This is a genomic window from Streptomyces sp. PTL18 (assembly GCF_059510295.1).
Genome location: NZ_JCAJZO010000032.1, coordinates 31774 through 52727, shown reverse-complemented (window position 1 = coordinate 52727; position 20954 = coordinate 31774). Strand labels below are relative to the sequence as shown.

The window sequence follows — 20954 nt, the reverse complement described above, 5'->3', positions numbered from 1 at the left end:
AGGAGATATGCTCCGGGCTTCGAAAGGCAACTACTACATCTTGTAGAGTTCCCAGCTCTCCCGACGGGCGGAGGACCAGCCCATGCCCCACGCCGGACGCACTCTTCCCCTGCCCGCACGCGCGGGCGCCGCACCGCGCCCGCGGAGCGAGACCATGCCCTCCCTCCGGATTGCGATCATCTCCGCGAGTGTCGGCGCGGGGCACGACGGTGCCGCCGCCGAACTCGCCCGCCGTCTTGACGAGGACGGCTTCACCGTGGACCGGTACGACCTGTTGGACCTGCTGCCGGCCCGGCTCGGCCGGGCCGTCCAGGAGAGCTATCACCGGATGCTCGTCCGTGCGCCGTGGGCCTACCAGCGCATCTACGCCGGTACCGAGCGTGCCGGAGGCGGCGGCCCGGCGGCGCGGGCACTGCTGCGATCCGCCGAGGACCGGGTGCTGCGCGCCCTGCCCGCGGGGACCGGCGCTGTTGTGTCCACCTACCCCGGAGCCAGCCGGGTGCTGGGCAACCTGCGCCTCTCGGGGCGGCTGACCGTCCCGGTCCTCACCTACCTGACCGACTTCTCGGTGCATCCGCTGTGGGTGGCGGACGGCGTGGACGTCCACCTCGCGGCCCACGCCGTGCCCGCCGCCCAGGCACGGGCCGCCGGCGCCCGGGACGTACGGGTGTGCGGACCGGTCACCGGCCCGCGGTTCAGACCCTGCGACGAAGAGGAACGCGGCCGGGCGCGGGCCGGGTTCGGGCTCCCTCCGCACACTCCGCTCGCCCTGTTGGTCGCGGGGTCCTGGGGTGTCGGACCACTCCGGAAGGCGGCACTGGAGGTTCGGGAATGTGGCGCCGCTGTCCCGGTCGTCGTCTGCGGACGGAACAAGGCCCTCGCTGAGCGGCTGCGCGCCGACGGTATCGAACACGTCTACGGTTGGGTGGACGACATGCCCGGCCTGATGCACGCCGCTGACGTGCTCGTCCAGAACGCCGGAGGGCTCACCTCCCTGGAGGCGTTCGCCGCGGGTCTGCCGGTCGCCAGTTACCGCTGCATACCCGGACACGGCCTGACCAACGCCGCCGCCCTGGACGAAGCAGGCGTAGCCGTCTGGATCCGTGACCCGGCCGACCTCAAGGCCGTACTGCACGACCTGATCGACGGCCCACTCGGGACACGTCGGCGCGAGGCGGGGCTGGCGTTGTTCGCCGGGGCGCCGGACGACGGCCCGGCAGCCGAGATAGCACGCGTGCAGCGCACCGGACTCCCGCAGCCGACTCCCCGGTCCACCGCTCGTCGGTCCGCCGCCCCCCGGCGGCTCGCCACCACGGTCGCCGCCGCGTGCGCCGTGTGGGGGTGCGCCGTCGGAACCGCAATCGCGACCGCGTACGACGGCCCGGAGCTGGCGCGCGCCATCGGCCACAGCCTCGACCTGGACGACCTTGTCCGCCACCACGACCCCCGCCCGGAAGGCCACCACTCGTGAGTGCCACCCGCGACTTCCGCACGCTCGCTCTGGCCGCCCTGCCCATGCTCGCCGCCGCTCACGCCGCGCCCGTCGTCTCCACGTTCGGACCGCTGCGCAACCGCCTCCTGCCCGGCCTCTCGGGCCGAGGCCGCCCCGATCATGTGGCCCTGACCTTCGATGACGGACCCGATCCGCGCTCCACCCCGCACTTCCTGCGGCTGCTCGCCGCGCACGGGGTGCACGCCACGTTCTTCCTGCTCGGCGAACAGGCGCACCGCTCACCCGGTCTGGTCCGCGAAATCGCCGCCGCCGGTCACGAGATCGGCATCCACGGCTGGCTGCACCGCCCGCTGCTCCTGCGCGGCCCGCGCGCCACCCACGGCGACTTCGCCCGCGCCCGCGACACCGTCGCCGCGATCACCGGACGACCGCCCACACTCTTCCGGCCGCCGTACGGTGTCATGTCGACCGCCGCCCACCTTGCGGCCCGCCGCCTCGGTCTCACGCCGGTGCTGTGGACGTGCTGGGGCGAGGACTGGACGGCGCGCGCCACCCCGGAGTCCGTCCACCGCACCGTGGCACGTGATCTGGACGGCGGTGGCACCATCCTGCTCCACGACTCGGACTGCACCTCCGCCCCGGGCGCCTGGCACTCCGCCCTGGGCGCGCTGCCCCGCATCCTCGCCACCTGCGCGGAACGGGGCTTGGAGGTGGGCCGGTTGGGTGAGCACGGATGGCTTGCATGACCGCCGCTCGGGAACGCTGTTCGGCCGCCGTTCGTCTGCGGTTCACCGGACCGTCCACGTGTGTCCTGTCGCAGCGCATCTGTCAGATGGCAAGCCGTTGACCTGCTGGGAAGCCAGGTCGTTCGAGAAGGCGGAGGCCCGGGGGCTCGAACGACCCGGCATGCGCGGAAGGTGCGGCCTCGACAGAGGAAGGAGCTCCGGTGGAGGGGGCCGGGTTGACCTGGCCGAGTACGGCTTGGACGAACTCGCCGGTCTTCTCGAGCCGGGCTGCGAAGTCGTTCATGTACTCCTTCGGGCCGGTGGAGCGCCAGAGGGCGGTGGTGCGGGGCGGGTTGGTCATGGTGTCGCTTTCCGGCCGGGTCCCGGTGGTGGGAGCGGGGGGAGGGGAATGCCGGTGTCGGATCGCCGACTTCTGTCGGGGGGAGGCGAGGACGGAGGCGCGAGGCGCTTGGGTTGTCGCTGACGCGGTCCGCTCGATGCCGCATACGCTCCGTCCCCTGGATCCGACCGATCCGACCGATGGAAGCACGGTCGAGTTGCCGGTGGTCGTCGGGTTCGACGACGACCTCGCTGCCGAGGGCCTGGCCGCCTGTGCCGGCCTGGCCTCGGTCACCGGGGCCTTGGGCTTGTCCATGCGTGGCGGGCATTCCGCCTGGCGCGGCAACAGGCGCCTCAGGCGTGCCTTTTCCTCGCGGTATTCGCCTCGCTCAAGCAGCCGGAGTCCCACGTTTGCCACGACGACAAGTGCAGGGAGGCAGGCACCCGGTGGCAGCGGTCATCGCGTTTGCTGGATGGAGGGTCGACGTCTTGTCGGCCGTGTTCCGTGACGACGCTCCTTGCCAGGTCCGAGCCGTCACATCTGCTTGACGAAGACTGTAGGGGTGCCCTTGGAGGTGGACCAAGTGGAGCGGCGGCGGGGTCGCGTCGCTGGTCAGTCGGCCGGGGCCTTTGGTGGCTCGGTGAGGGTGTTCGCCGGCAGGGTCTCGCGGACGGCGTCGATGGTGGCGGCGATCAGGCGGGACTGCTGCGGGGGCACCAGGTAGGGGTCTCCCCGGCTGTCGACGGCCGAGTCCATCGCCTCCACCATCAACCGGTAGGGGTCGACTGACGGGTAGGAGCGGTCCCGCCGCTCCTTGTCGGAGAGGAGACGGACGGGGCTGGTACCGGCACAGAAGGCCGGGGTCGACAGGCTCAGGGTGCCCGACGTTCCGGTGACGGTGAGATTCTCCGCCATCCTGCCGACGAGGGAACAGCGGATCTCCGCCGTACCCCGGCCGGGGAACTCCAGCAGGAACTCGGTGGCGGAGTCGGCAGAGCCGCGGTGCCACTGCTGCTGCTTCGCCCACACCACCCGGGGCGCGCACCATCCGAAGGCTGCGAGGGCGGCGGAGACGGCGTAGTAGCCGACGTCGTACAGGGCGCCGCCGCCAAGGGCGGGATCCAGCCGGTAGTTGCCTGTGGCGGGTTCCAGCCCGTCGAAACGGGCGGCGACGGTCCGGACGGTGCCGATGGCACCGCTGTCGATCATGGCCTCCAGGTCGCGCGTGCGCGGGTGCCAGCGGTTCCAGGCGGCTTCGACGAGGAGTCGGCCGGCCCCGCGGGCTGTATCGATCATGGTGTCGACTTCGGCTGCGGACAGGCCCAGTGGCTTCTCGCACAGGACGTGTTTGCCCGCGTCCAGGGCGCGCAGGGTCCACTCGAGGTGGGCGCTGTTGTGCAGGGCGATGTAGACGATGTCGACGTCCGGGTCGCGGAGCAGGTCGTGGTACGACCGGTATACCCGTTCTGGGCGGAGAGCCTGGGCGCGGACGTGGTCGCCGGAGGCCACCGCTTGCAGGACCGCTCCCCGGGCGGCGCGTACGGCGGGGGCGAGGGAGGAGCGGGCGATCGAGCCGGCGCCCAGGAAACCCCAGTTGGCCATGGTCAGCTCTCCTCGTCCGCTGTCACCGGCGCACGTTCCGGTGTTGCGCCGGGCTCGGCGGCTGCCGGGTCGCTCCGCGCCGCCGACAGGTCGAGCACGAGCGTGCTCCAGCCGAAGGAGCGCGCGCCGTGCCCGGCGGTGTCCTCCGGGCCGTAGCACTCCCGGGTCCCGGACGCGGCGACGAGCGCGCGTGTGCGCCGGGCGAGGTCGCCGGCTTCGGCGTGGTAGCCACGCTTTCGGAGTCCCCAGTACAGGTACCAGTTGAGGTTGACCCAGCTCGAGCCCCGGAAGATGGCCTGCGTGTCGAAGTCGGGGTCGTACGAGGGCTCGCTGGCGGCGACACTGGGCACCGGATAGGGCCGCCAGAACTCCTTTTCGTTCAGGAGGTGTTGTTCGATAACGCGTTCGGCGAGGTGTCGGGGGACGGAGTCGAGGAGGATGGGGAAGAGCGAACTGGCGGTGAGCACAGCGACACGGGTGCCCGATATGAGGTCGAGGTCGTGGAAGACGCCGGCGTTGTCGTCCCAGCAGTGCCGCACGAGCGCTGCGCCGACGGCCGCGGACTGCTCCGCGAGCCGGGAGGCCGTCTGCTCGGGCATCCGGGCAGCCCGGGCCAGCCGGGCCAGACAGGCCAGACCGTCGGCGTAGATGGTGTTGACCAGGACGTCGTTCCAGGCGAATCGGCCGAGTCCACGCAGTGGTGTCTCCGGGGAGCGGTCCGTGGAGGAGTAGGAGGCGATGAGGCCGCGCATGGCGGTGTGCCAGGCGTCGTGGACGGCGTGGTCGGGGAGGCCGTCGATACCGAGCGCGGTGTCGTACTTGGGACTGCAGTCGAGGCCCGATTCGTCCGGCTGGTAGATCTCCAGCAGACCGGTCGCCGGGCTGGTGCGGTGTTTCCTGAGCCAGGCGAAGAACCCCAGGAGAGCAGGCAGCACCCGGCTCAGCCACAGTTCGTCTCCGGTCGCCTGGTACACGCGTTCCGCGGCGCGGGCGACGACGGGCGGGGCGATGGTGACGGACCGCCAGCCTTGCCACAGGTCGATCCTGAAGTCGGCGGTGGCCGTGGCGCGCAGGTCGTCCTGCCACAGCACCATGTGCGGCAGGAATCCGGTGGGCGTGGCGGCGCTCAGCAGGCAGCGGATCTCGTCGCGGGCGCGGCGGGTGTCCACGTGGGTGAGCGCGATGGCGTGGTAGCTGCTGTCCCAGGCCCACTGGAACGGGTAGGTTTCCGGGGAAGGACAGGTGTAGTCGTAGGGTCGCTGGGCGGTTCGGGAGAAACCGCTCCGGTGGTTCCTGCGTAAGGTTTCGCGGGCGATGTCCGTGCTGATGCCGGTGAGCATCGTTATCCGATTCCTTGAGGTTCGGGTGACACCGTGCGGTGTCCGAGGGCGAGGAGCAGGGCGGCCAGCGGTATGAGCAGCCCCGCTGCGCCGAACGCGGTCCGCACGCCGAGCAGGTCGGACAGGGAGCCGAGCAGCAGAGGCGCGAGCATGATGGCGGCACCGACGAGGAGCTGGACGCGGGCGGTGGCCCGGTCGGCCTGTCCCGGTGCGCCGCTGACCGCCAGGGAGAGGGTGAGCGGGAAGAGGTTGGCCATGCCGAGGCCGCTGAGGAACAGTCCCGCGAGAGCCACCCAGGTGACGCTGGTGGTCACCAGCGCCAGGAATCCCGCGGCGCTGAGGGCCAGAGCGGCGACCACCAGCCGGGGCGTCGACCGCCGGGGAGCGCCGGTTGCGGTGAGGCTGCTTCCGGCGAGGCGGCCGAGCAGTTCGCCGGCATAGAACAGGCCCATGGATGTGGCGGCTTGACCGGTGGTCAGGCCGACGACCGTGGTGAGTTGTGGTGATCCGTAGAAGACGAGGCAGAACTCGGCGCCTACGACCACGCCGCACAGCGCGGCGAGGATCCAGAACGCCGCGGGAAGCCGGGGGGCCGCGTCCGGGACCGCGGTGCTGGGTGCGGGGTCGTGGGCGCGGGGCCGCAGCGGTTCGCGGCGGAAGACCGCGTACATGGTGACGGCCGCGGCGAGAGGCAGGACCAGGCTCCAGTTCCAGGCGGTGTTCGTGGCCTGCAGGCCGGCGATGACGACAGGCGCGGCGAGTGCGGTCGCGCTCGCACCCGCATTGGCCTCGACCAGGGCACGATCCCGGAGGGGGCCATGCCGATGGTGCTCGGCGAGCACGGCGAGCACGGTGGTCTGGAGCAGGGAACCGCCGATGCCTGCCACGGCCGCGGCCGTGAGCGTGACGGCCACGGAGGCTCCGGTGGCCAGCAGCAGCCCGCCGGCGACGAGGCCGACGGTCGACGCCCAGAAAAGGGTGCGATGGCCGAGGCGCGTACTCAGGCGTTCGAAGAGGGGGTTGGTGAGGACCGCGCCTGCCGCGAAGGCTGTGGAGTGCAGGCTCATCACCGCGTAGCCGAACCGCAGGTCCTGCCGCAGGAGCGGCAGCAGCGGGCCAAGGGCGTAGAGCGTGTAGGCGTAGGTGGCCAGTCCTCCGTACGCCATGCCGGTCAGCCGGTCTCGGACGAAGACGGAATGCCGTACCGGTGGTCCGCTCAGGCCTGCCGCGGTCACCGGGCGGTACCCGCGGGTTCCGTGAGGGTCTGGGCGGTGACCGCCGTTCGGGCCTCGCGCTCCATGTACGCCAGCAGCACCTCGGGGGCGAGCATGGAGGTCTTCATCGAGGCGCCGTCGCCGTAGCCGGTGAACGCCTGCCGGACCCCGGTCTCGTCGTCGAGGGCGACACGGGAGGTGACGAGGGGGCGAGGGTCCACCAGTCCTGTCTCGACGAGGCGCAGGGCGATGCCGGTGATGTTCGCTGACCGGGCCATCGGGAAGGCCCTGACGTCGAAGGGCGTCGACAGCAGCTTGAGCCCCTTGGCGAGGATCATCCAGGTGTTGATCCGCTGGGGGACGGCGGTGGCGCCGTAGATGACGTAGGAGCCTCCCGGCCGCAGCAGGCCCATGGCCTGCTCACGGATGTCCTTGCCTGTTCCCGGGGCAGGTGCGCCGATGTGGGGGAGAGCGTCGAAGACGTAGTCGGCGTACTGGTCGTGGTGGTCTCGGGCCAGGGCGTCCAGTTCGGAGCCCTGGGTATCGGTGTTGAAGGCGAGCGAGGCGCCGTGGCGCAGGACGGTGGCCAGCCGGGCGTCGTTGCGGTCCAGGGCGACGATGGAGCCGGCACCGAGGTAGCGGTCCAGGACCTGAACAGCCAGCAGCGCGCTGGGACCGCAACCGAGGACGACGCAGGTGTCGCCCGGGCGGGGCGGGTTGAGCAGCAGGGAGCGCAGCACCGAGGTGAGGGGTTCGATCACCGAGGCGAGGTCCGAGGGGACGCTCGGCGGCAGCACGACTGCGGCAGCCTGGTCGGCGTCGTAGAAGTTGCGGTGGGTGTACCAGGACGTCTCCAAGCCGAGACTCCCGGGAAAGATCGGACGTAACGCACGGTACTCCGCCATGCCGCCGAAATCGGTCTGCCCCCAGTAGGTGACTCTGTCGCCGACGCTCACCGAGCCACGGAGATTGCGGCCCACCTCGACGACCCGGCCGACGTATTCATGCCCCGGGATGACGGGCCAGGTGTCGGGGAAAAGGTGCCCCCGGAAGTAGGAGACGTCGGTGGAGCATATGGAGACCGCTTCAGTGTGGAGCAGGATCTCGTCGGGGCCGTGTTCCGGGTCGGGGGCGATGGCGCGCTCCAGCTCACCGGGCGCGTTCATGAGGTAGGCGTACACAGCACTCCTTCAAGTGTTCACATGAAACTGGCATAGAGAAGGCCCCATCGCCGTCGCTGCGCTTTATGGTTTCCCGTGACGTGACGTGTCCGGCGGGAGCGAGAAAGCCGACCGTCCCCCGCGGACACGTTCTCAGGAACCGCTGGAGGTCCGGGATGGGGAATCCGGCGAGTCGACTTGGAAGGCGACGTCGAGCGCGTACCGGTCGCCGACGTACCGGGATTCAGCCCATTCAAGCGGACGGCCGTCCTGGTCGAGGATCAGTCGCGTCTCGACGAGGAGGGCGGCTCCCGGCTCGACGTCCAGGTATCCGGCCTGGATCTCGTCGGCGACGTCCGCCCTGATGGAGGAGTGGCCGCGGGTGGGGATCCGGCCCAGGGAGACAAGCGCCTCGTGCATGGAGGCGACGGCGAAATCAACGTGCACGAGGCTGGATAGCTCGCCCGAGAACAGGGCGCGTTCCAACGCGGTTGGAACGTCGTCGGCCAACCGCACACGGTTGATTTCCACCACATGCGCCGACTTCTTCAGAAGAAGCCGATTGACCTCCTCGTCCGTAGCCGCGCGAATGGTGGCGGAAATCAAACGGGACGATGATTTCCGGCCCTTTCGGCGCATTTCCTCACTGAAGCGCACCAGGCTCTCCGCGCGGCGGTGAGTCGGTGGTTCGGCCACAAAAGTCCCTCGCCCCGAAACCCGGTACACCAGGCCTTCGCCGACGAGTTTCTGAACGGCTGCTCGGGCAGTCATCCGACTTACCCCGAATTCGGCACACAGTTCTGTCTCCGATGGAAGCGGGTCGTGAGGTTGCTGATCGGCGATTCGCCTTCGAAGCGCCTGCTCGATTTGGTAGTACCGGGGCGCGAAATCCGCTCCCACTGGGGCCTCCATGAAGAGAATATGCCAGCTAGCCGTATAGTCAACTAGCCTTGATGGCGGAAAGTGTGAGATCTGGTGTGAAATGTGAACAAAAGGGCAGCACCCTGTCGCGTGACCTGGGTCACTTGCAGTGGGGGCCAGGTGTCACAAGGTGGCTCCACCTACAGAAGGCGACCCGGCCGACCGCAGCAGTTTTGGGCTAGCCTGCTAGACGTATAGACAGCTTGCTTGCTAGCGTGACCCCAGCCGGTTCTCGTCGGGGGTTCGCGCACCCGGACTGCCATCGATTGCCTCCGTCGGCCGGACGAGATGGTTTCACGCCAGAAGAACGATCAAATTTGCCACACTCACCATAGGGACGGGCCCGTGGATCCCACCAGCTTGGAAGTGCAGCACGTCGCCAAGATGATCGACCACTCGTTGCTGCGCCCGGAGCTGACCGCCGACGACGTGCTCGCAGGCTGCGCGCTCGCCGCCCGCTACGATGTGGCGTCGGTGTGCGTGAAGCCGTCCGACGTGTCCCGGGCGGTCAAGGAACTCTCGGGCACCGGCGTCCGCGTGGGCACCGTCGTCGGCTTCCCGCACGGTGCCTCCGCCACGTCCACGAAGGTCGCCGAGGCGGCCGAGGCGCTGGCCAACGGTGCGACGGAGCTCGACATGGTGCTCAACATCGGCCGCTTGCGCGGTGGGGAGGACACCGTCGTGGCCGACGACATCCACGGCGTCGTGCGGGCCGCGGACGGCAACGCCGTGGTCAAGGTGATCTTCGAGAACGCCTATCTGGCGGACGACGAGAAGATCCGGGCCTGCCACCTGAGCACCCGGGCGGGCGCCGACTACGTGAAGACCTCCACCGGGTTCGCGCCTGGCGGAGCCACCCTGGAGGACGTGCGCCTGATGCGGGCTCATGTCCCGGCCCACATGAAGGTGAAGGCGGCCGGCGGTGTGCGCACGCTCGACCGGCTGCTGGAGATGGTGGAGGCCGGGGCCGAGCGGTTCGGGGCCACTGCCACCGCCGCCATCCTCGACGACCTCGCGGCACGCCGTTCTGCGACCTGACCGGTCCGACGTCCCGGGGCGTGATCACCACCGTTCGTCGCACGAACTCCCGTGACCTCCGGACGAGCACCCTGACGTCTCGACCGGAGGTCACGGGCCCGCGTCGCCTTCGTGGCCACGACGGGCTGCACCTGGCGGCAGTTGCCGCCGGTCCTCGGCCCGTTCGGGGCCGGTCGCGCACCGCCGTTTCACCGAGCCGACCGCCGCCCGGGTCCGGGCAGAGCCGCACCGTCTCAGCCTCGAGGAGCCGGCGACCTGTTCGGCGTCGGCCAGGACTCCGCCGGCACCCTGCTGATCGCGGCCGGCGGCAACCCCGACCGCCTGGCTCACGAAGCGGAGTTCGCCGCCCTGCGCGGGGCCGGCTCCGTGGAGATGTCTTCGGGCAAGGCCCAACGGCGTCGGCTCGACCGCGGCGGCAACCGTCAAGCCGACACCACCTTGTTCCGTGTCGTCCCCACCCGTGTCCGCCGGCACCCCGAGACCCGCGCCCACCCGCAACGACGGACCGCCGAAGGCCGAGGGAAGCGGAGATCATCGGGCGCCTGAAGCGTTACCTCGCCCGCCGAATCCACGAGATCAATTCGAGCGAGCACCGCTGTCGGCGCCCCTGCCTCAAGCACAGCAGTCGCGGCTCGACAAACAGAGGCTGGCGGCTTGGAGGACGGCAGCGGCGACTGCGTCGGGGTTGCGGACATTCCGAGCCCTGAGCCGGGCGGTGAGGCGGCGTCTGTCGCGGACTTGGCCGTGGCGGCGTATGGCGGCCGGGGTTTGGCGGTAGGTGAGCAGGGTGAGCGCGCCTTTGTGACCGGTGTGGTCGAAGGCCCGTTCCAGAGCCGGGAACATCCCGGTGAGCACGTCGCGGAGCCGGTTGAGCATGCGGACGCGACCGGCGATCAGATCGGTGTGTGTCCGGCGGGTGAGGTGTCAAGGTCGGGTTGCGGGTGGAGGGGTGCGGGTGGCATGTGGAGGGGAGCCGGTGCAGTAGAGGGGGCCGAGGAGTTCGCCGCCACCGTCGAGGACGACCCGGATGATGTGGGGGGCGGGGTCGGTGGATTGCTGGGCGCTGACGGCGGTGCAGACGATTTGGCTGATGGCGAGTGAGGAGAGTGCGCTTACGTCCATGGGAAGGGTCAGGTCTACTTTGCCGGGAGCGGTCCCGGCGTGTACGAGTGCGGGTGTGGTGGGGACTTCGGTGCCGAGTCCGCGGGCCTGTTCGCTGGGCAGGGGGCCGGCGAACAGGGTGTTGATGGCGGCTTCGGGGGTTGTCGGGCCTGCGGTGCGCCGTACCACGGGGGTGGGCCCGGCGGGGCCGAGGAAGTACAGGCTGGCGGTGGTTGTGATGCCGGTGGCTGGTTTGTCCAGGACGGTGAGTCCGCTTGGGCCGACGGTGCATCCGGTGGCGGTGGCGGCGAGAGGCAGCAGGAGGAGGGCGTGGCGGATGGTCATGGGAGGTGCCCGTTCTCGGTGGTGGGGTTGCGGGGGAGGGTGACCTGGAAGGCGGCTCCTGCGTCGGGGTTGTTGCCGGCTGTGATGGTTCCGCCGTGCAGGCGTACGTTCTCGGCGCTGATGGACAGCCCGAGGCCGCTTCCTTCGGAGGGGCTGCGGGCGGAGTCGGCCTTGTAGAAGCGTTCGAAGACGTGCGGCAGTACGTCGGGGGCAAGCCCGGGGCCGTGGTCGCTGACCTCGAAGAGGATGTGCTCGGCTGTGGCCTGGGTGCGGATCCGGATGGGAGGTTGGCCGTGGTGCAGGGCGTTGCCGACCAGGTTGGCGATCACCACGTCGATCCGGCGGGCGTCGAGGCGGGCGCGTACGCCGGGTTGCAACTGAACTGTCAGGTCGTTTTGCCAGTTGCGTCCTCTGAGGGCCTTGAGGACGAGTTCGGCGACGTCGACGTCGTGCAGGTGGAGGTCTGCGGTGCCGGCGTCGAATCGGGTGATCTCCATGAGGTCTTCCACGAGGCGGGCGAGTTTGGCGGTCTCGTCGACGATCAGTCCCACCGCGACGGCGCTGTCGGGCAGGAGGCCGGGCATGTCGTCGACGAGGACATCGGTGACGACCGACATCGCGGCCAGCGGAGTGCGCAGTTCGTGGGAGACGTCGGCGGCGAAGCGGCGGGCGTTCTCCTCCATCCTGCGTAGTTCGCTGACGGTGGCCTGCAGGGCTGCCGCGGTGTTGTTGAACGTGTGGGCGAGGTCGGCGAGTTCGTGGCCGCCGGAGACGGACAGGCGGACGTCGAGGCGGCCGGCGCCGAGTTGCTGGGCGGCGATGCCGAGATCGCGGACGGGACGCAGGACGCCCCGGGCGAGGAGAAGGGCGAGGAGCAGGGCCAGCAGCACGGCGGGTACGGCGCCGCGCTGCGCGGACCACCACAGGGTGCCCAGGGTGTGCTGCTCGGCCTTGAGGGAGGTGACCAGGTAGACCGTGAGCCCTGAGGGGGTGTTGGCGGAGGAGCCGGCGTAGCTCACGCTGAGCGCGACGGTGAGCAGCGGTTCGCCGTTGTGGACGATTCGCTGGTAGCTGCCGGTGAAGGGTGGGCTGGTCGCGCTGTCGCGCAGTTCTTTGCCGATCAGCGGGGAGGGGTCGGTGGGTGCGCTGGCGGTGATGTGGTCGTATTGTGCCAGGACGCGCCAGGTGCGTGAGCTGCCGCCGGCCGCGACGCGTGCGGCGAATCGGGTGAGTTCGTGCTGGTCGGGTGGGAAGGAGAGTTCGGTGGCGGCGGAGTCCACCTGCTTGCGGAACTCCTTGACCACGGTGTCCTGGGCGTCGTGCAGGACGGTCGCCCGTGCCTCGCGCAGGGTGAGGACGGTGGTGGCCAGCGTGCCGGCCACCGCGACCAGTACGAACGCCAGGACCATTCGCGTCCGCAGGCCGTACGGGAACGCGCGTAGCGGCCGCCTCACCGCAGGCCGAACCGGTAACCGAAGCCGCGGACGGTGTGGATGTAGCGCTGTGCGCCGGACGGGTCCTCAATCTGCTTGCGCAGTCTGGAGACGCATGCGATCACCAGTCGTGGGTCTGCGTAGTGGCTGTGTTCCCAGACGGATTCGAGCAACTGCTGGGGGCTGAAGACACGGCCGGGGGCCGCGGACAGTTCCAGCAGCAGACGCAGCTCCATATAGGCCAATTCGACGGGCTGTCCGGCGAGCCACACCTGGCATCCCGCCCGGTCGATCTGCAACTGCCCGTAAACCTCCGCTGGCTTGGGCGACGTGTCGCCGGTTGCGTCGACCCGGCGCAGTACTGCCCGCAGGCGTGCGTCCAGTACCCGGGCGGTGACCGGTTTGACCACGTAGTCGTCCGCGCCGGCTTCCAGTCCCAGCACGATGTCCTGGTCCTGTCCGCACGCGGTGGCCATGACGATGGCGGCCGGTGAGCATGCCCTGATCCGATGGCAGACCTCGTGGCCGTGCATTCCCGGAAGCATCAGGTCCAGGACGACGGCATCGGGCCTGAAGCCGGGAAGCACCGACAGGCCTTCCTCGCCCGATGCCGCGGCCTGCACCTCGTGGCCCAGTCTGCGCAGAGCGAGAAGCAGGCCCTCGCGCATCGACCGGTTGTCCTCGATCAGCAGCACCCTTGCCATGGGGGGAAGTATCACGTGCGTTTGGCTCGAACTGGTGGACGGGAAAAGGGCTGTTACACAATGGGCACGCTGCCCGGGCCCGCTCATGACCGGGTGGCCGCCTTCATGTGCCGGCACGCAGTGCCTCCGCCGGCTCCAGCCGCGCCGCGCGGAGCGAGGGGTGGAGACCGGCCACCAGGCCGACCAGTGCTCCGGACACCGGTGCCCCCAGGGCCAGTCGCATGTCCAGCACGGGTGTCCAGTCCTGGACGAGGCTGACGCCGACGACTGCCAGGATGCCGAAGCTCGCGCCGATGATCCCGCCGATGAGGCCGATCATTGTCGACTCCGCCAGGAACTGGGCGGCGATGTGCCGCCGGGAGGCTCCCAGCGACCGACGCAGACCGATCTCGCCGACGCGTTCCATCACCGTCACCAAAGTGACGTTGGCGATGCCGATGGCGCCGACCACGAGTGAGACCAGTCCGAGGATCACGAACAGGCCGTTGACGTCGTGCTCCACACCGGCGCGGAGTTTCGCCGGGTCCGGCGGTGCCAGCACCTGCACTTTCTCCGAGCTGCCCGGCGAGAGGGCCAGGGGTGCCTGACGGGCGATCAGCGGCGCTGCGCCGAGCCGGGTGGTGACGAGCACGGTGGTGACCCGCGAGATCCCGAACCGCTGCGCGGCCGTCCTGGGGGGCAGGATGACCGAGGATGCCAGCGTCGCGGCGTCGGGCCGCTGGATGTCCCCCAGGATGCCGATCACGAGAAAGGCGTCGTTGCCGATGAAGACGGCCGGGAGGCCGTTGAGCCGGTAGATGCCCAGCTGTCGCGCGGCCCGCTCGCCGAGCACTGCGACCCGGTCGGCCCGCTGGTCGTCGCCCGCGTCGAAGAAGCGGCCCTGCAGCACGCGGCCCTGGGCAGCTTCCGGCAGGGCCGTGCCGGCCGCGACCACCGGCAGGGTCTCAGCGTCGGCGCCCATCGGGTCGATCAGGTTGTTGGAGCGGACCGGTTCGTTGGACGTGTGGGAGGGCTGGGCCAGGGCAGCGGCGGCGACGACGCCGTTCAACCTGGTGAGCTGTGGCAGGGCGTCCCAGGACACCACCGGCGGTGCGGCGGGGTCGTGCGGCTGGGACTCCTCGGGAATGGTGGCGATGAGCCGAGTGGCCTCCGCCGCGCTGAACGTGCCGCTGATCTGGTTGCCGGCGGTGGCGCCGACACCGAGCGTGATGACCAGGGTGGTGATACCGAGCACTGTGCCCAGCGTCGTCAGCGCCGAGCGGACGGGGCGGGCCAGTACCCCCGCCAGCGCCTCGCTTCCCAGGTCGCGCCAGTGCATGCGCGGTCGCTCGGACCGTGGGCGCCCCTTTCCCGGGCGTCGGGCGCTCACCGGCCGTCTCCGGTGCGCAGGACGGGCGTTGTCCGGGCGCTCTCGGCGGTGTCCGCGGTGTTCGCGGCCTGCCGGTTCTGTGCCGCCTGCGCGGTCTGCACGGTCTCGGTGGTGTCCGCGGTCGGCGCCGCCTGCCGGTTCTGTGCCGCCTGCGCGATCTGCGCCATCTGCACGGTCTCGGCTGTCTCAGCTGTCTGGACGGTCTCGGTGAGAAGGCCGTCCTGGATCCTCACCCGCCGCCGGGCCCGCCGGCTCACCACGGTGTCGTGGGTGATGACCAGCAGTGTGGTGCCCTGCTCCTGGAGCTCGTCGAACAGGTCCAGCATGGAGGCGGTGTTGGCGGTGTCGAGGTTGCCGGTGGGTTCGTCGCACAGCAGCAGCGAGGGACCGCCCAGCAGTGCCCGGGCGATGGCCACCCGTTGGCGCTCGCCACCGGAGAGCCGGTCGGGGCGGAAACCGACCCGGTGGCCCACCCCGACCCGCTCCAGCGTCTCGACCGCGCGCTCTCTGCGGGTGGCCCGGTCCGCCCGCCGGTAGACCTCACCGAGCATGACGTTCTCCTCGACGGTGCGGTGGGCCAGCAGGTGGAAGGACTGGAAGACGAATCCGATCCGGCTGCCACGCAGCCACGTTCTGGCCACGTCCCCAAGGGCGGTGGTCTCCACTCCGTCCAGCAGGTAGCTACCGCTGGTCGGCCGGTCCAGCAGACCGAGCGTGTTGAGCAGGGTGGACTTGCCCGAGCCGGAAGGTCCGACCACGGCGAGGTAGTCACCCGAACGGACCGTCAGATTGACATCGCGCAGTGCGTGGACCGGGGGTTCGGAGGAGAAGGTACGGCTGATCCCTTCCAGCCTGATCACCTCGTGGCGGGCGCCGGTCGCCGGGGACGCAGTCACGAACGGCCCTCCTGACCGGTGCCGATGACGACCTGGTCACCGGGGTTGAGTGCGCCTTTCCGCGCGGGGGTCACCTGCACGTCGCCCGACACCGTCAGGCCGGGGGTGACCGCCACATCGGTGCTCTGCCCGTTGCCGCGGGCGACGCGGACCCAGGACTTGCCGTCGGCCTTGGTGGACAGCGCCGATGCCGGAACGACCAGCACCTGGCCCCCCGTGGAACCGACCTGCACTGTGATCTTGACTGACTGGCCGTTGTAGGAGGCGAGTGCACCGGGTTTCTGCGGCACCACGAGCATCGACGTGGTCGCCTGCGTGCTGCCGCCCTCGGAGGTGGCGCCGTCCGCTCCGCCGGCTGACGCGCCACCGGGCCCCGTACCACCGGAGGCCGGGACGCGAGACGTGCTCGCGCCACCGGTGCCGGATGCCGGGTTCTTGGAAGCGGCGGCCACGCCCAGGGCCGTCACGGTGGCGGGGAACTGCCTTCCGTCCGAGGTCTGGATTGTGGCCTTGGCTCCTGCCTTGAACAACTGGGCGTCGGGTGTCGGTACCTGCGCCTGGACCTGCAGTGCGGAGCTGGAGACCGAGCCGATCTTCCCAGTGGCCGGCGCTCCGACCGAGGCGGATACGTCGGTGAGCCGGGCCGGCAGGTCGGGAAGGAAAATGAGCTCCCCCGAGGGTACGGTCACTGCGGTCGCGGCGGTGGCCGATGCGGTGGCTCGGGCCGCGGTGGCCGGTGACGGAGTTGCCCGGGCCGTGGCGGCGGCGGACGGCTGCCGGCCGCCGTCGGGGGAGCCGGGCTGCTCGGAGGCCGTGGCGGGGGTGTAGTGGTGGCTCGCGTACCACAGGGACACGGCCCGTTCGGTCGCCGTGCCGTAGGTGCCGGTCACCGGGGTGGGGAAGCCGATGTCCGTGAGCCCCTGCTGCAGCTGCCGGACGTCGTCGCCGGTGGACCCGCGAGCCAGCGTGCGGTACATCGGCACGTTTCCCTTGAGCACCAGGACCGGCCGACCGCTTACCTCCAGCAGCACCGAACCTTCGGTGATACTGCCCGTCTGCGCCCCCTTTGTCACCAGCGGTTGCGAGCCGGCGCCCTGGGACGGCGCGACCGTTCCGGCGAAGTTGAGCGGGCGGGCGGCGGCGTAGCCGACCGTCCCCTGAGTGACCACGGTGCTGGTCAGAACACGTTTCTCCACGCCCGCGGTGATCAGTGAGGCCGCGGGCGGCCGGTGAGCCGCGGCCGCGTCCGCGGGGGACTGCACCTGGCTGCCCACTGCCCAGCCCACCACGCCCAGGACCACGACGCCGGACACCACGCAGAGCAGCACTTTCTTCGTCGTTGCCATGGCCGCTACAGTCCGTGCTTCTCGTCGTAGTCCTTGGTGCCCGGGATGTCGGCCAGCGCTTCGGCCTGCTTCTTCCTCTTGGCGTTGGCCAGCGGGAAGTAGTCCTTGCCGCACTTCAGATCATCCAGGGCCGCTTTGATCTCGTCGTTCAGCAGCGGCTGGGCCGTGCCCGCATCCAGCCGCCGGCTGAAGGAGTCGGACAGCTGCACCCGCTTCTGGTAGAAGGGCTCCGCCACGACGTGCTCGACCGAGTTGGGGCGGGTGTCGTTCACGACGTAGCCCTTGCCGCGCAGGCAGGAGGCGTACGTCCGCGCGGCGGCCACCAGCTGCGGATCAGTGTTGAACTCCTGGAACTGGCGTTGGTACAGCCCGTTGAGCTTCTGCAAGTCGGCGGCCGGCGGATGCGTGAGCCCGGCCGCCTTGTCTCCCTGGCCGTCGCACGACTTCGGGTCCTCGGAGTCCTTACCGGACCTGTTCCCGCGGAGCGCCTTGTCATAGGCCTGCTTCTGGTCGGGCGAGAGCTTGGCGACGATGTCGTCGTTGGGATCCTTGTACGTGCTGGAGGCGCCATCGAGACGCGGATCATTGGGATACACGTAGCCGGCGAAAACGCCGAAGCCGTACTTCGTGCGGAACGCCTTCATCTCGCTGTAGGTCGTCGGTGACTTGGTGCTTTCCTGCTGCGGTGGAACGGCTGCCACGTACTGGATCCCTGCTTGTGCATGCACGCAGCGACCGCGTCCGCCCTGACGCGCAGCTTCTCCTGCCGGTCCTGGGCGGACAGGCTCCGCAGCGGTGTGGGCTTCGCGCCGCCGCCCGAGGCGCCGCCGCTTCCCGCGGAGTCCGCGTTGCCTCCTCCGCAGGCGGACAACGCCGTGCACAGCGCCGCGGCTCCCGCCGCGCGGACAAGCAGTGAACTTGATCGAAGGCTCATGGCCGGCTCCCGTTTCCCCGTTCGTCCGTGGTGCGGGGTCGCCCGGCCAACCGGCCTCACCCGCACCTCCTTGGCGATCGATGATGGCCATCGCGGAGCATGAGCCGTGCCGCAGACGCTCATGAGCGTGTAACAGTCCAGGACAGTGCGCGAGAGCCGAATGCGCGGTACCGGAGCGCGCCGGCGGGCCTGTGGCACGACCAGGCCCCGGTGTCACGGGAGGGACTGCGGGGCTCGCTCATACCTGTGTTCGTCGCGCCTCACACCAGGGACGCCCTGCTCAGGGCCTTCCGCCCCCGCGTGAGGCCCGACTCGAAGACAAGCACTTGGTGCGGGGCGGCCCTGGCAGCCGCCCCGCACAGGCGCCGAGGACAGCGAGGACGTCGAGTTCACCGAGCTCTTCGCGTGCTGCTGACGCAGATTCCTCGCGTCAGCGCAGGCTGACGAGTGTTACGCCGATAGCCGCGACCACGAGTCCGGTTTGCTGCAGGGAGCTCAGATGTTCTCGATGGATGAAGTGGGCGAGAGTGACGGTCACCGCGGGATAGAGGGATGTGAGCACGGCCGCGATGCTGAGCATCCCGGCTCGCACCCCCAGGAAGTACAGAATGTTCGCTCCTGTGTCGAGGATTCCTGCGGTGAGAGCGAGTGTGATCGCGCTGTTTCCTGAGGCAAGGGGCGGGCCGACGTCGGAAACAGCGCAGGAGATGCGCTTGCGATTCCACGCAATAGTAGCGATGGCGCTCAGCATGACGACCAGGTTGGCGCAACGTGATGTCACCAATGGCCACAGCTCGCTGTCATTTCCTGATGCGCTCAGCAAGACGAAGAAAATTCCGAAACCCACGCCGGATATCATGGCGAGTCCGGGTCCGCCGGCCCATTTGCGAGGGCTGCGTCGCGCCATGGATGACGAATCGGGATCAACTGGCCGCCCGACTTTCAAGTTGACGCAGAGCAAGGCCGTCCCGCACAGCAGGACACCGAACAAGCGCCGCATCGTCAGGCGCTCTCCCATCAGCACGCCCGCAATGACCGGAAGGCCGGCGGCGACGAGCGCCGAGACGGGTGAGACGACGGTCATGGGGCCCAGGGCCAGGGCTCGGTAAAAAGCCAGGAGACCGATACCGCCGGCCAGGCCGGAAGCGAAACCCCAGATCAGGCCCCGGGGCGAGGGAGTGCCGTGCACCCAGGTCGCCGCAGTGACCAGCAGCACGAGTCCTACGGGGAGGTTCATGAGCAGGACGTTCACGGCGCCTCTGTGACGCGAAGCGATGCCACCGATGAACTCGCCCGTACCGTAGAGCAGTGCGGCCCCGAGCGCCAACAGAATTCCGGTCATCCTCCGCCCGTCAGTGATGCTCTGGGCCGGACGTCGAGCTCGGCGACTGCTCGCTCCTGTAGATGGGTGGATAGGCGTGCACGTTTCCTTGGTAGTCCTGTACCCGGTAGGTGTTGTCGCCGACTGCTTCGATGTACGAGGGACCGATCGGTACCTTTCCCTTACCCCCCGGGATGTCGAGCACGTACGTGGGCTGGCAGACCCCGGACACGCGGCCCCGCAGGGCACGCATCAAGGCCTGGCCCTCTTCGATCGAGGTTCGGAAGTGGCTTGTGCCTCGCGCGAGATCACCATGGTGAAGGTAGTACAGCTTCACGCGGGCCCGGACGAGCGATCGCAGAAGTTGTTCCAAAGTCGCAGGATCGTCGTTCACACCTCGCAGAAGAACGCTCTGGCTCAACACGGGGATGCCGGCGTCGACAAGCCGTGCGATGGCGGCTTCGGCCTCTGCGGTCAACTCGCGGGGATGGTTGCAGTGCACCACCACGTACACCGTCTTGCCCGCCTCCAGAGCCCCGACCATCTCCGCCGACACACGTGCGGAGTCGGCCACTGGGACACGGGTATGCACCCGCATGATGCCGACGTGCTCGATCTCGGCCAGCGCCTCGACCAGGTGCCGTATCCGGTCGGGATGCATGATGAGAGGGTCACCCCCGGTCAGGATGACTTCCCAAATCTCCGCACGGTCTCGGATGTAGTTCAAGGCCCCCCGCAGCTGATCTCGGGACAGGTGTTCAGCCCCGGGCCCCACCTTCTCCCGACGGAAGCAGAATCGGCAATAGACCGGGCAGACGTGGAGCGGCTTGAGCAGCACGCGGTCGGGATAGCGGTGAACGATTCCAGGAACAGCCTCGAACGAATTGTCGCCGATGGGATCGGCTAATTCCTCGGGGGTCGTCAATAATTCATTCTCCGTGGGGATGAATTGCCGGGCGATGGGATCTGTGACATTGTCGCGGTCAATGAGGTCCATCAGCTCCGGTGTTACGGCCATGGAAAATTCCTTGGCCACATCGTCGACAGAGGACAATCGGCGCTCATCCAGAAGCCCCTCACGCGCAAGGTCAGCTGCTCGGCGCGCAGTACGACGCTCAGCCACGCTCTCTCCCTCCGTTCGCCATTGCATGCCCATCTTATACAGAAAGAACGCCGGCAGGCGTGCACGCGTATGCGCCAGATCCTTCATTTTTCGACCTGGCCGTCTGCAGTTGAACAAGCACGGCGCAGCCAGTGTATTGCGCGAGGAATCAGACAATGAGCAGCTAGATGTCGACGACATTCAGTCGCCGATTGGTTTCGGGTCGCGCGCCCGCTTATGGCTTGATGGCTTGCCTCATCGCGGCCGGTCCTTTCTCCGGTTCGCCCGCCGCGTGGTGGTTCAGCGGGCAACGGCAGCCCTCGTCCCGATCGACAGGTGGATCGCAGTCGTGGAACGACGCGAGGCCGAGCGGCGCCGGGGCATGAGACGCGGCCGACCCCACCGGACCGGCTGATCCAGTACGGCCCGAACCGCACCAAGGTCAAGTCGCTGCGCAGCAGCCGAGAGCGGCCGGTGCCGACCGGCCACCGGGCAGCGCGGAACCAGGCGAGCGTTCGTGGCAGAGCTGTTCTTCCACTGCCGCCAGCCCGGCCGTCCTGCACCCGCCCGCGTCGCTGCGACCACCCGGTCCATGACCGATGCCTCTCCC

Annotated in this window: 19 protein-coding genes and 2 pseudogenes; 5 read left to right on the top strand and 16 right to left on the bottom strand. The window is 69.4% G+C overall.

Annotated features, from left to right (window positions below; genetic code table 11):
* Positions 1–82 precede the first annotated feature (82 nt).
* Together AC5WS8_RS34870 and AC5WS8_RS34865 are read left to right on the top strand one after the other, a co-directional pair.
* Entirely contained in the window at positions 83–1471 is a 1389-nt protein-coding gene (locus AC5WS8_RS34870) for a glycosyltransferase (protein ID WP_496107527.1), read from the top strand.
* A gap of 44 nt (positions 1472–1515) precedes the next feature.
* On the top strand, positions 1516–2199 hold the full coding sequence (locus AC5WS8_RS34865) for a polysaccharide deacetylase family protein (protein WP_496107536.1): 684 nt from the start codon (positions 1516–1518) through the stop codon (positions 2197–2199).
* An 82-nt stretch (positions 2200–2281) separates the two neighbouring features.
* Here AC5WS8_RS34865 and AC5WS8_RS34860 read toward each other — a convergent pair whose 3' ends face one another.
* Positions 2282–2539, bottom strand: coding sequence for a hypothetical protein (locus AC5WS8_RS34860; RefSeq protein WP_496107537.1), 258 nt, complete (start codon positions 2537–2539; stop codon positions 2282–2284).
* 58 nt (positions 2540–2597) lie between these two features.
* On the opposite strand from AC5WS8_RS34860, the pseudogene AC5WS8_RS34855 reads away from it, so the two are divergent.
* Positions 2598–2777 (top strand): annotated as a pseudogene (locus AC5WS8_RS34855) (IS110 family transposase); the annotation flags it as partial.
* Between the two features lie 353 nt (positions 2778–3130).
* On the opposite strand, the gene AC5WS8_RS34850 reads toward AC5WS8_RS34855, so the two are convergent.
* The 5 genes from AC5WS8_RS34850 to AC5WS8_RS34830 all read right to left on the bottom strand — a co-directional run bounded on the left by AC5WS8_RS34850 (position 3131) and on the right by AC5WS8_RS34830 (position 8746).
* Positions 3131–4120 (bottom strand): Gfo/Idh/MocA family protein, encoded by a 990-nt coding sequence (locus AC5WS8_RS34850; RefSeq protein ID WP_496107526.1) that lies wholly within the window; start codon positions 4118–4120, stop codon positions 3131–3133.
* Positions 4121–4122: 2 nt separating this feature from the next.
* Positions 4123–5460 (bottom strand): MGH1-like glycoside hydrolase domain-containing protein, encoded by a 1338-nt coding sequence (locus tag AC5WS8_RS34845; protein WP_496107525.1) that lies wholly within the window; start codon positions 5458–5460, stop codon positions 4123–4125.
* A 2-nt stretch (positions 5461–5462) separates the two neighbouring features.
* Positions 5463–6626 carry an MFS transporter gene (locus AC5WS8_RS34840; protein ID WP_496107524.1) on the bottom strand — a complete coding sequence of 388 codons (1164 nt, stop codon included), beginning with the start codon at positions 6624–6626 and terminating at the stop codon, positions 5463–5465.
* A 65-nt stretch (positions 6627–6691) separates the two neighbouring features.
* Positions 6692–7855 (bottom strand): zinc-dependent alcohol dehydrogenase, encoded by a 1164-nt coding sequence (locus AC5WS8_RS34835; RefSeq protein ID WP_496107523.1) that lies wholly within the window; start codon positions 7853–7855, stop codon positions 6692–6694.
* A gap of 132 nt (positions 7856–7987) precedes the next feature.
* A complete protein-coding gene (locus tag AC5WS8_RS34830) occupies positions 7988–8746 on the bottom strand; it encodes a GntR family transcriptional regulator (protein ID WP_496107522.1) in 759 nt (252 codons plus the stop codon).
* Positions 8747–9100: 354 nt separating this feature from the next.
* On the opposite strand from AC5WS8_RS34830, the gene deoC reads away from it, so the two are divergent.
* Both deoC and AC5WS8_RS34820 read left to right on the top strand, forming a co-directional pair.
* Positions 9101–9793, top strand: a complete 693-nt coding sequence (gene deoC / locus AC5WS8_RS34825) for a deoxyribose-phosphate aldolase (RefSeq protein ID WP_496107521.1) — start codon at positions 9101–9103, stop codon at positions 9791–9793.
* A gap of 111 nt (positions 9794–9904) precedes the next feature.
* Entirely contained in the window at positions 9905–10339 is a 435-nt protein-coding gene (locus AC5WS8_RS34820) for a transposase (RefSeq protein WP_496107520.1), read from the top strand.
* A gap of 99 nt (positions 10340–10438) precedes the next feature.
* Here AC5WS8_RS34820 and AC5WS8_RS34815 read toward each other — a convergent pair.
* The 10 genes and pseudogenes from AC5WS8_RS34815 to AC5WS8_RS34770 all read right to left on the bottom strand — a co-directional run.
* Positions 10439–10696, bottom strand: a pseudogene (locus AC5WS8_RS34815) (IS110 family transposase); the annotation flags it as partial.
* 21 nt (positions 10697–10717) lie between these two features.
* Positions 10718–11239 carry a hypothetical protein gene (locus tag AC5WS8_RS34810; protein ID WP_496107519.1) on the bottom strand — a complete coding sequence of 174 codons (522 nt, stop codon included), beginning with the start codon at positions 11237–11239 and terminating at the stop codon, positions 10718–10720.
* Entirely contained in the window at positions 11236–12648 is a 1413-nt protein-coding gene (locus AC5WS8_RS34805) for an ATP-binding protein (RefSeq protein WP_496107518.1), read from the bottom strand. The genes AC5WS8_RS34810 and AC5WS8_RS34805 overlap by 4 nt, the downstream gene beginning before the upstream one ends.
* A 41-nt stretch (positions 12649–12689) precedes the next feature.
* Positions 12690–13376: a response regulator transcription factor gene (locus tag AC5WS8_RS34800; RefSeq protein WP_496107517.1), complete on the bottom strand. Its 687-nt coding sequence runs from the start codon at positions 13374–13376 to the stop codon at positions 12690–12692.
* Positions 13377–13479: 103 nt separating this feature from the next.
* On the bottom strand, positions 13480–14694 hold the full coding sequence (locus AC5WS8_RS34795) for an ABC transporter permease (RefSeq protein ID WP_496107516.1): 1215 nt from the start codon (positions 14692–14694) through the stop codon (positions 13480–13482).
* Between the two features lie 47 nt (positions 14695–14741).
* Positions 14742–15641 carry an ABC transporter ATP-binding protein gene (locus AC5WS8_RS34790; RefSeq protein ID WP_496107515.1) on the bottom strand — a complete coding sequence of 300 codons (900 nt, stop codon included), beginning with the start codon at positions 15639–15641 and terminating at the stop codon, positions 14742–14744.
* Positions 15638–16987: a peptidoglycan-binding protein gene (locus tag AC5WS8_RS34785; RefSeq protein ID WP_496107514.1), complete on the bottom strand. Its 1350-nt coding sequence runs from the start codon at positions 16985–16987 to the stop codon at positions 15638–15640. Before AC5WS8_RS34785 ends, AC5WS8_RS34790 begins: the two co-directional genes overlap by 4 nt.
* 5 nt (positions 16988–16992) lie before the next feature.
* Entirely contained in the window at positions 16993–17688 is a 696-nt protein-coding gene (locus AC5WS8_RS34780) for a hypothetical protein (protein ID WP_496107513.1), read from the bottom strand.
* Positions 17689–18351: 663 nt separating this feature from the next.
* The gene (locus AC5WS8_RS34775; protein WP_496107512.1) at positions 18352–19263 is read right to left on the bottom strand and encodes an EamA family transporter; all 912 of its coding nucleotides are present in this window, start codon (positions 19261–19263) and stop codon (positions 18352–18354) included.
* A 10-nt stretch (positions 19264–19273) separates the two neighbouring features.
* A complete protein-coding gene (locus tag AC5WS8_RS34770; protein WP_496107511.1) occupies positions 19274–20452 on the bottom strand; it encodes a lysine-2,3-aminomutase-like protein in 1179 nt (392 codons plus the stop codon).
* Positions 20453–20954: the final 502 nt, after the last annotated feature.

Bases quoted from the DNA above. Each gene is read 5' to 3' on its own strand.
- AC5WS8_RS34795 (WP_496107516.1), bottom strand. From the start codon at position 14,694: ATGCACTGGCGCGACCTGGGAAGCGAGGCGCTGGCGGGGGTACTGGCC.
- AC5WS8_RS34865 (WP_496107536.1), top strand. From the start codon at position 1,516: ATGCTCGCCGCCGCTCACGCCGCGCCCGTCGTCTCCACGTTCGGACCG.
- AC5WS8_RS34845 (WP_496107525.1), bottom strand. From the start codon at position 5,460: ATGCTCACCGGCATCAGCACGGACATCGCCCGCGAAACCTTACGCAGG.
- AC5WS8_RS34870 (WP_496107527.1), top strand. From the start codon at position 83: ATGCCCCACGCCGGACGCACTCTTCCCCTGCCCGCACGCGCGGGCGCC.
- AC5WS8_RS34800 (WP_496107517.1), bottom strand. From the start codon at position 13,376: ATGGCAAGGGTGCTGCTGATCGAGGACAACCGGTCGATGCGCGAGGGC.
- AC5WS8_RS34850 (WP_496107526.1), bottom strand. From the start codon at position 4,120: ATGGCCAACTGGGGTTTCCTGGGCGCCGGCTCGATCGCCCGCTCCTCC.
- AC5WS8_RS34840 (WP_496107524.1), bottom strand. From the start codon at position 6,626: ATGGCGTACGGAGGACTGGCCACCTACGCCTACACGCTCTACGCCCTT.
- AC5WS8_RS34785 (WP_496107514.1), bottom strand. From the start codon at position 16,987: ATGGCAACGACGAAGAAAGTGCTGCTCTGCGTGGTGTCCGGCGTCGTG.
- AC5WS8_RS34775 (WP_496107512.1), bottom strand. From the start codon at position 19,263: ATGACCGGAATTCTGTTGGCGCTCGGGGCCGCACTGCTCTACGGTACG.
- AC5WS8_RS34860 (WP_496107537.1), bottom strand. From the start codon at position 2,539: ATGACCAACCCGCCCCGCACCACCGCCCTCTGGCGCTCCACCGGCCCG.
- AC5WS8_RS34830 (WP_496107522.1), bottom strand. From the start codon at position 8,746: ATGGAGGCCCCAGTGGGAGCGGATTTCGCGCCCCGGTACTACCAAATC.
- AC5WS8_RS34805 (WP_496107518.1), bottom strand. From the start codon at position 12,648: ATGGTCCTGGCGTTCGTACTGGTCGCGGTGGCCGGCACGCTGGCCACC.
- AC5WS8_RS34810 (WP_496107519.1), bottom strand. From the start codon at position 11,239: ATGACCATCCGCCACGCCCTCCTCCTGCTGCCTCTCGCCGCCACCGCC.
- AC5WS8_RS34770 (WP_496107511.1), bottom strand. From the start codon at position 20,452: ATGAAGGATCTGGCGCATACGCGTGCACGCCTGCCGGCGTTCTTTCTG.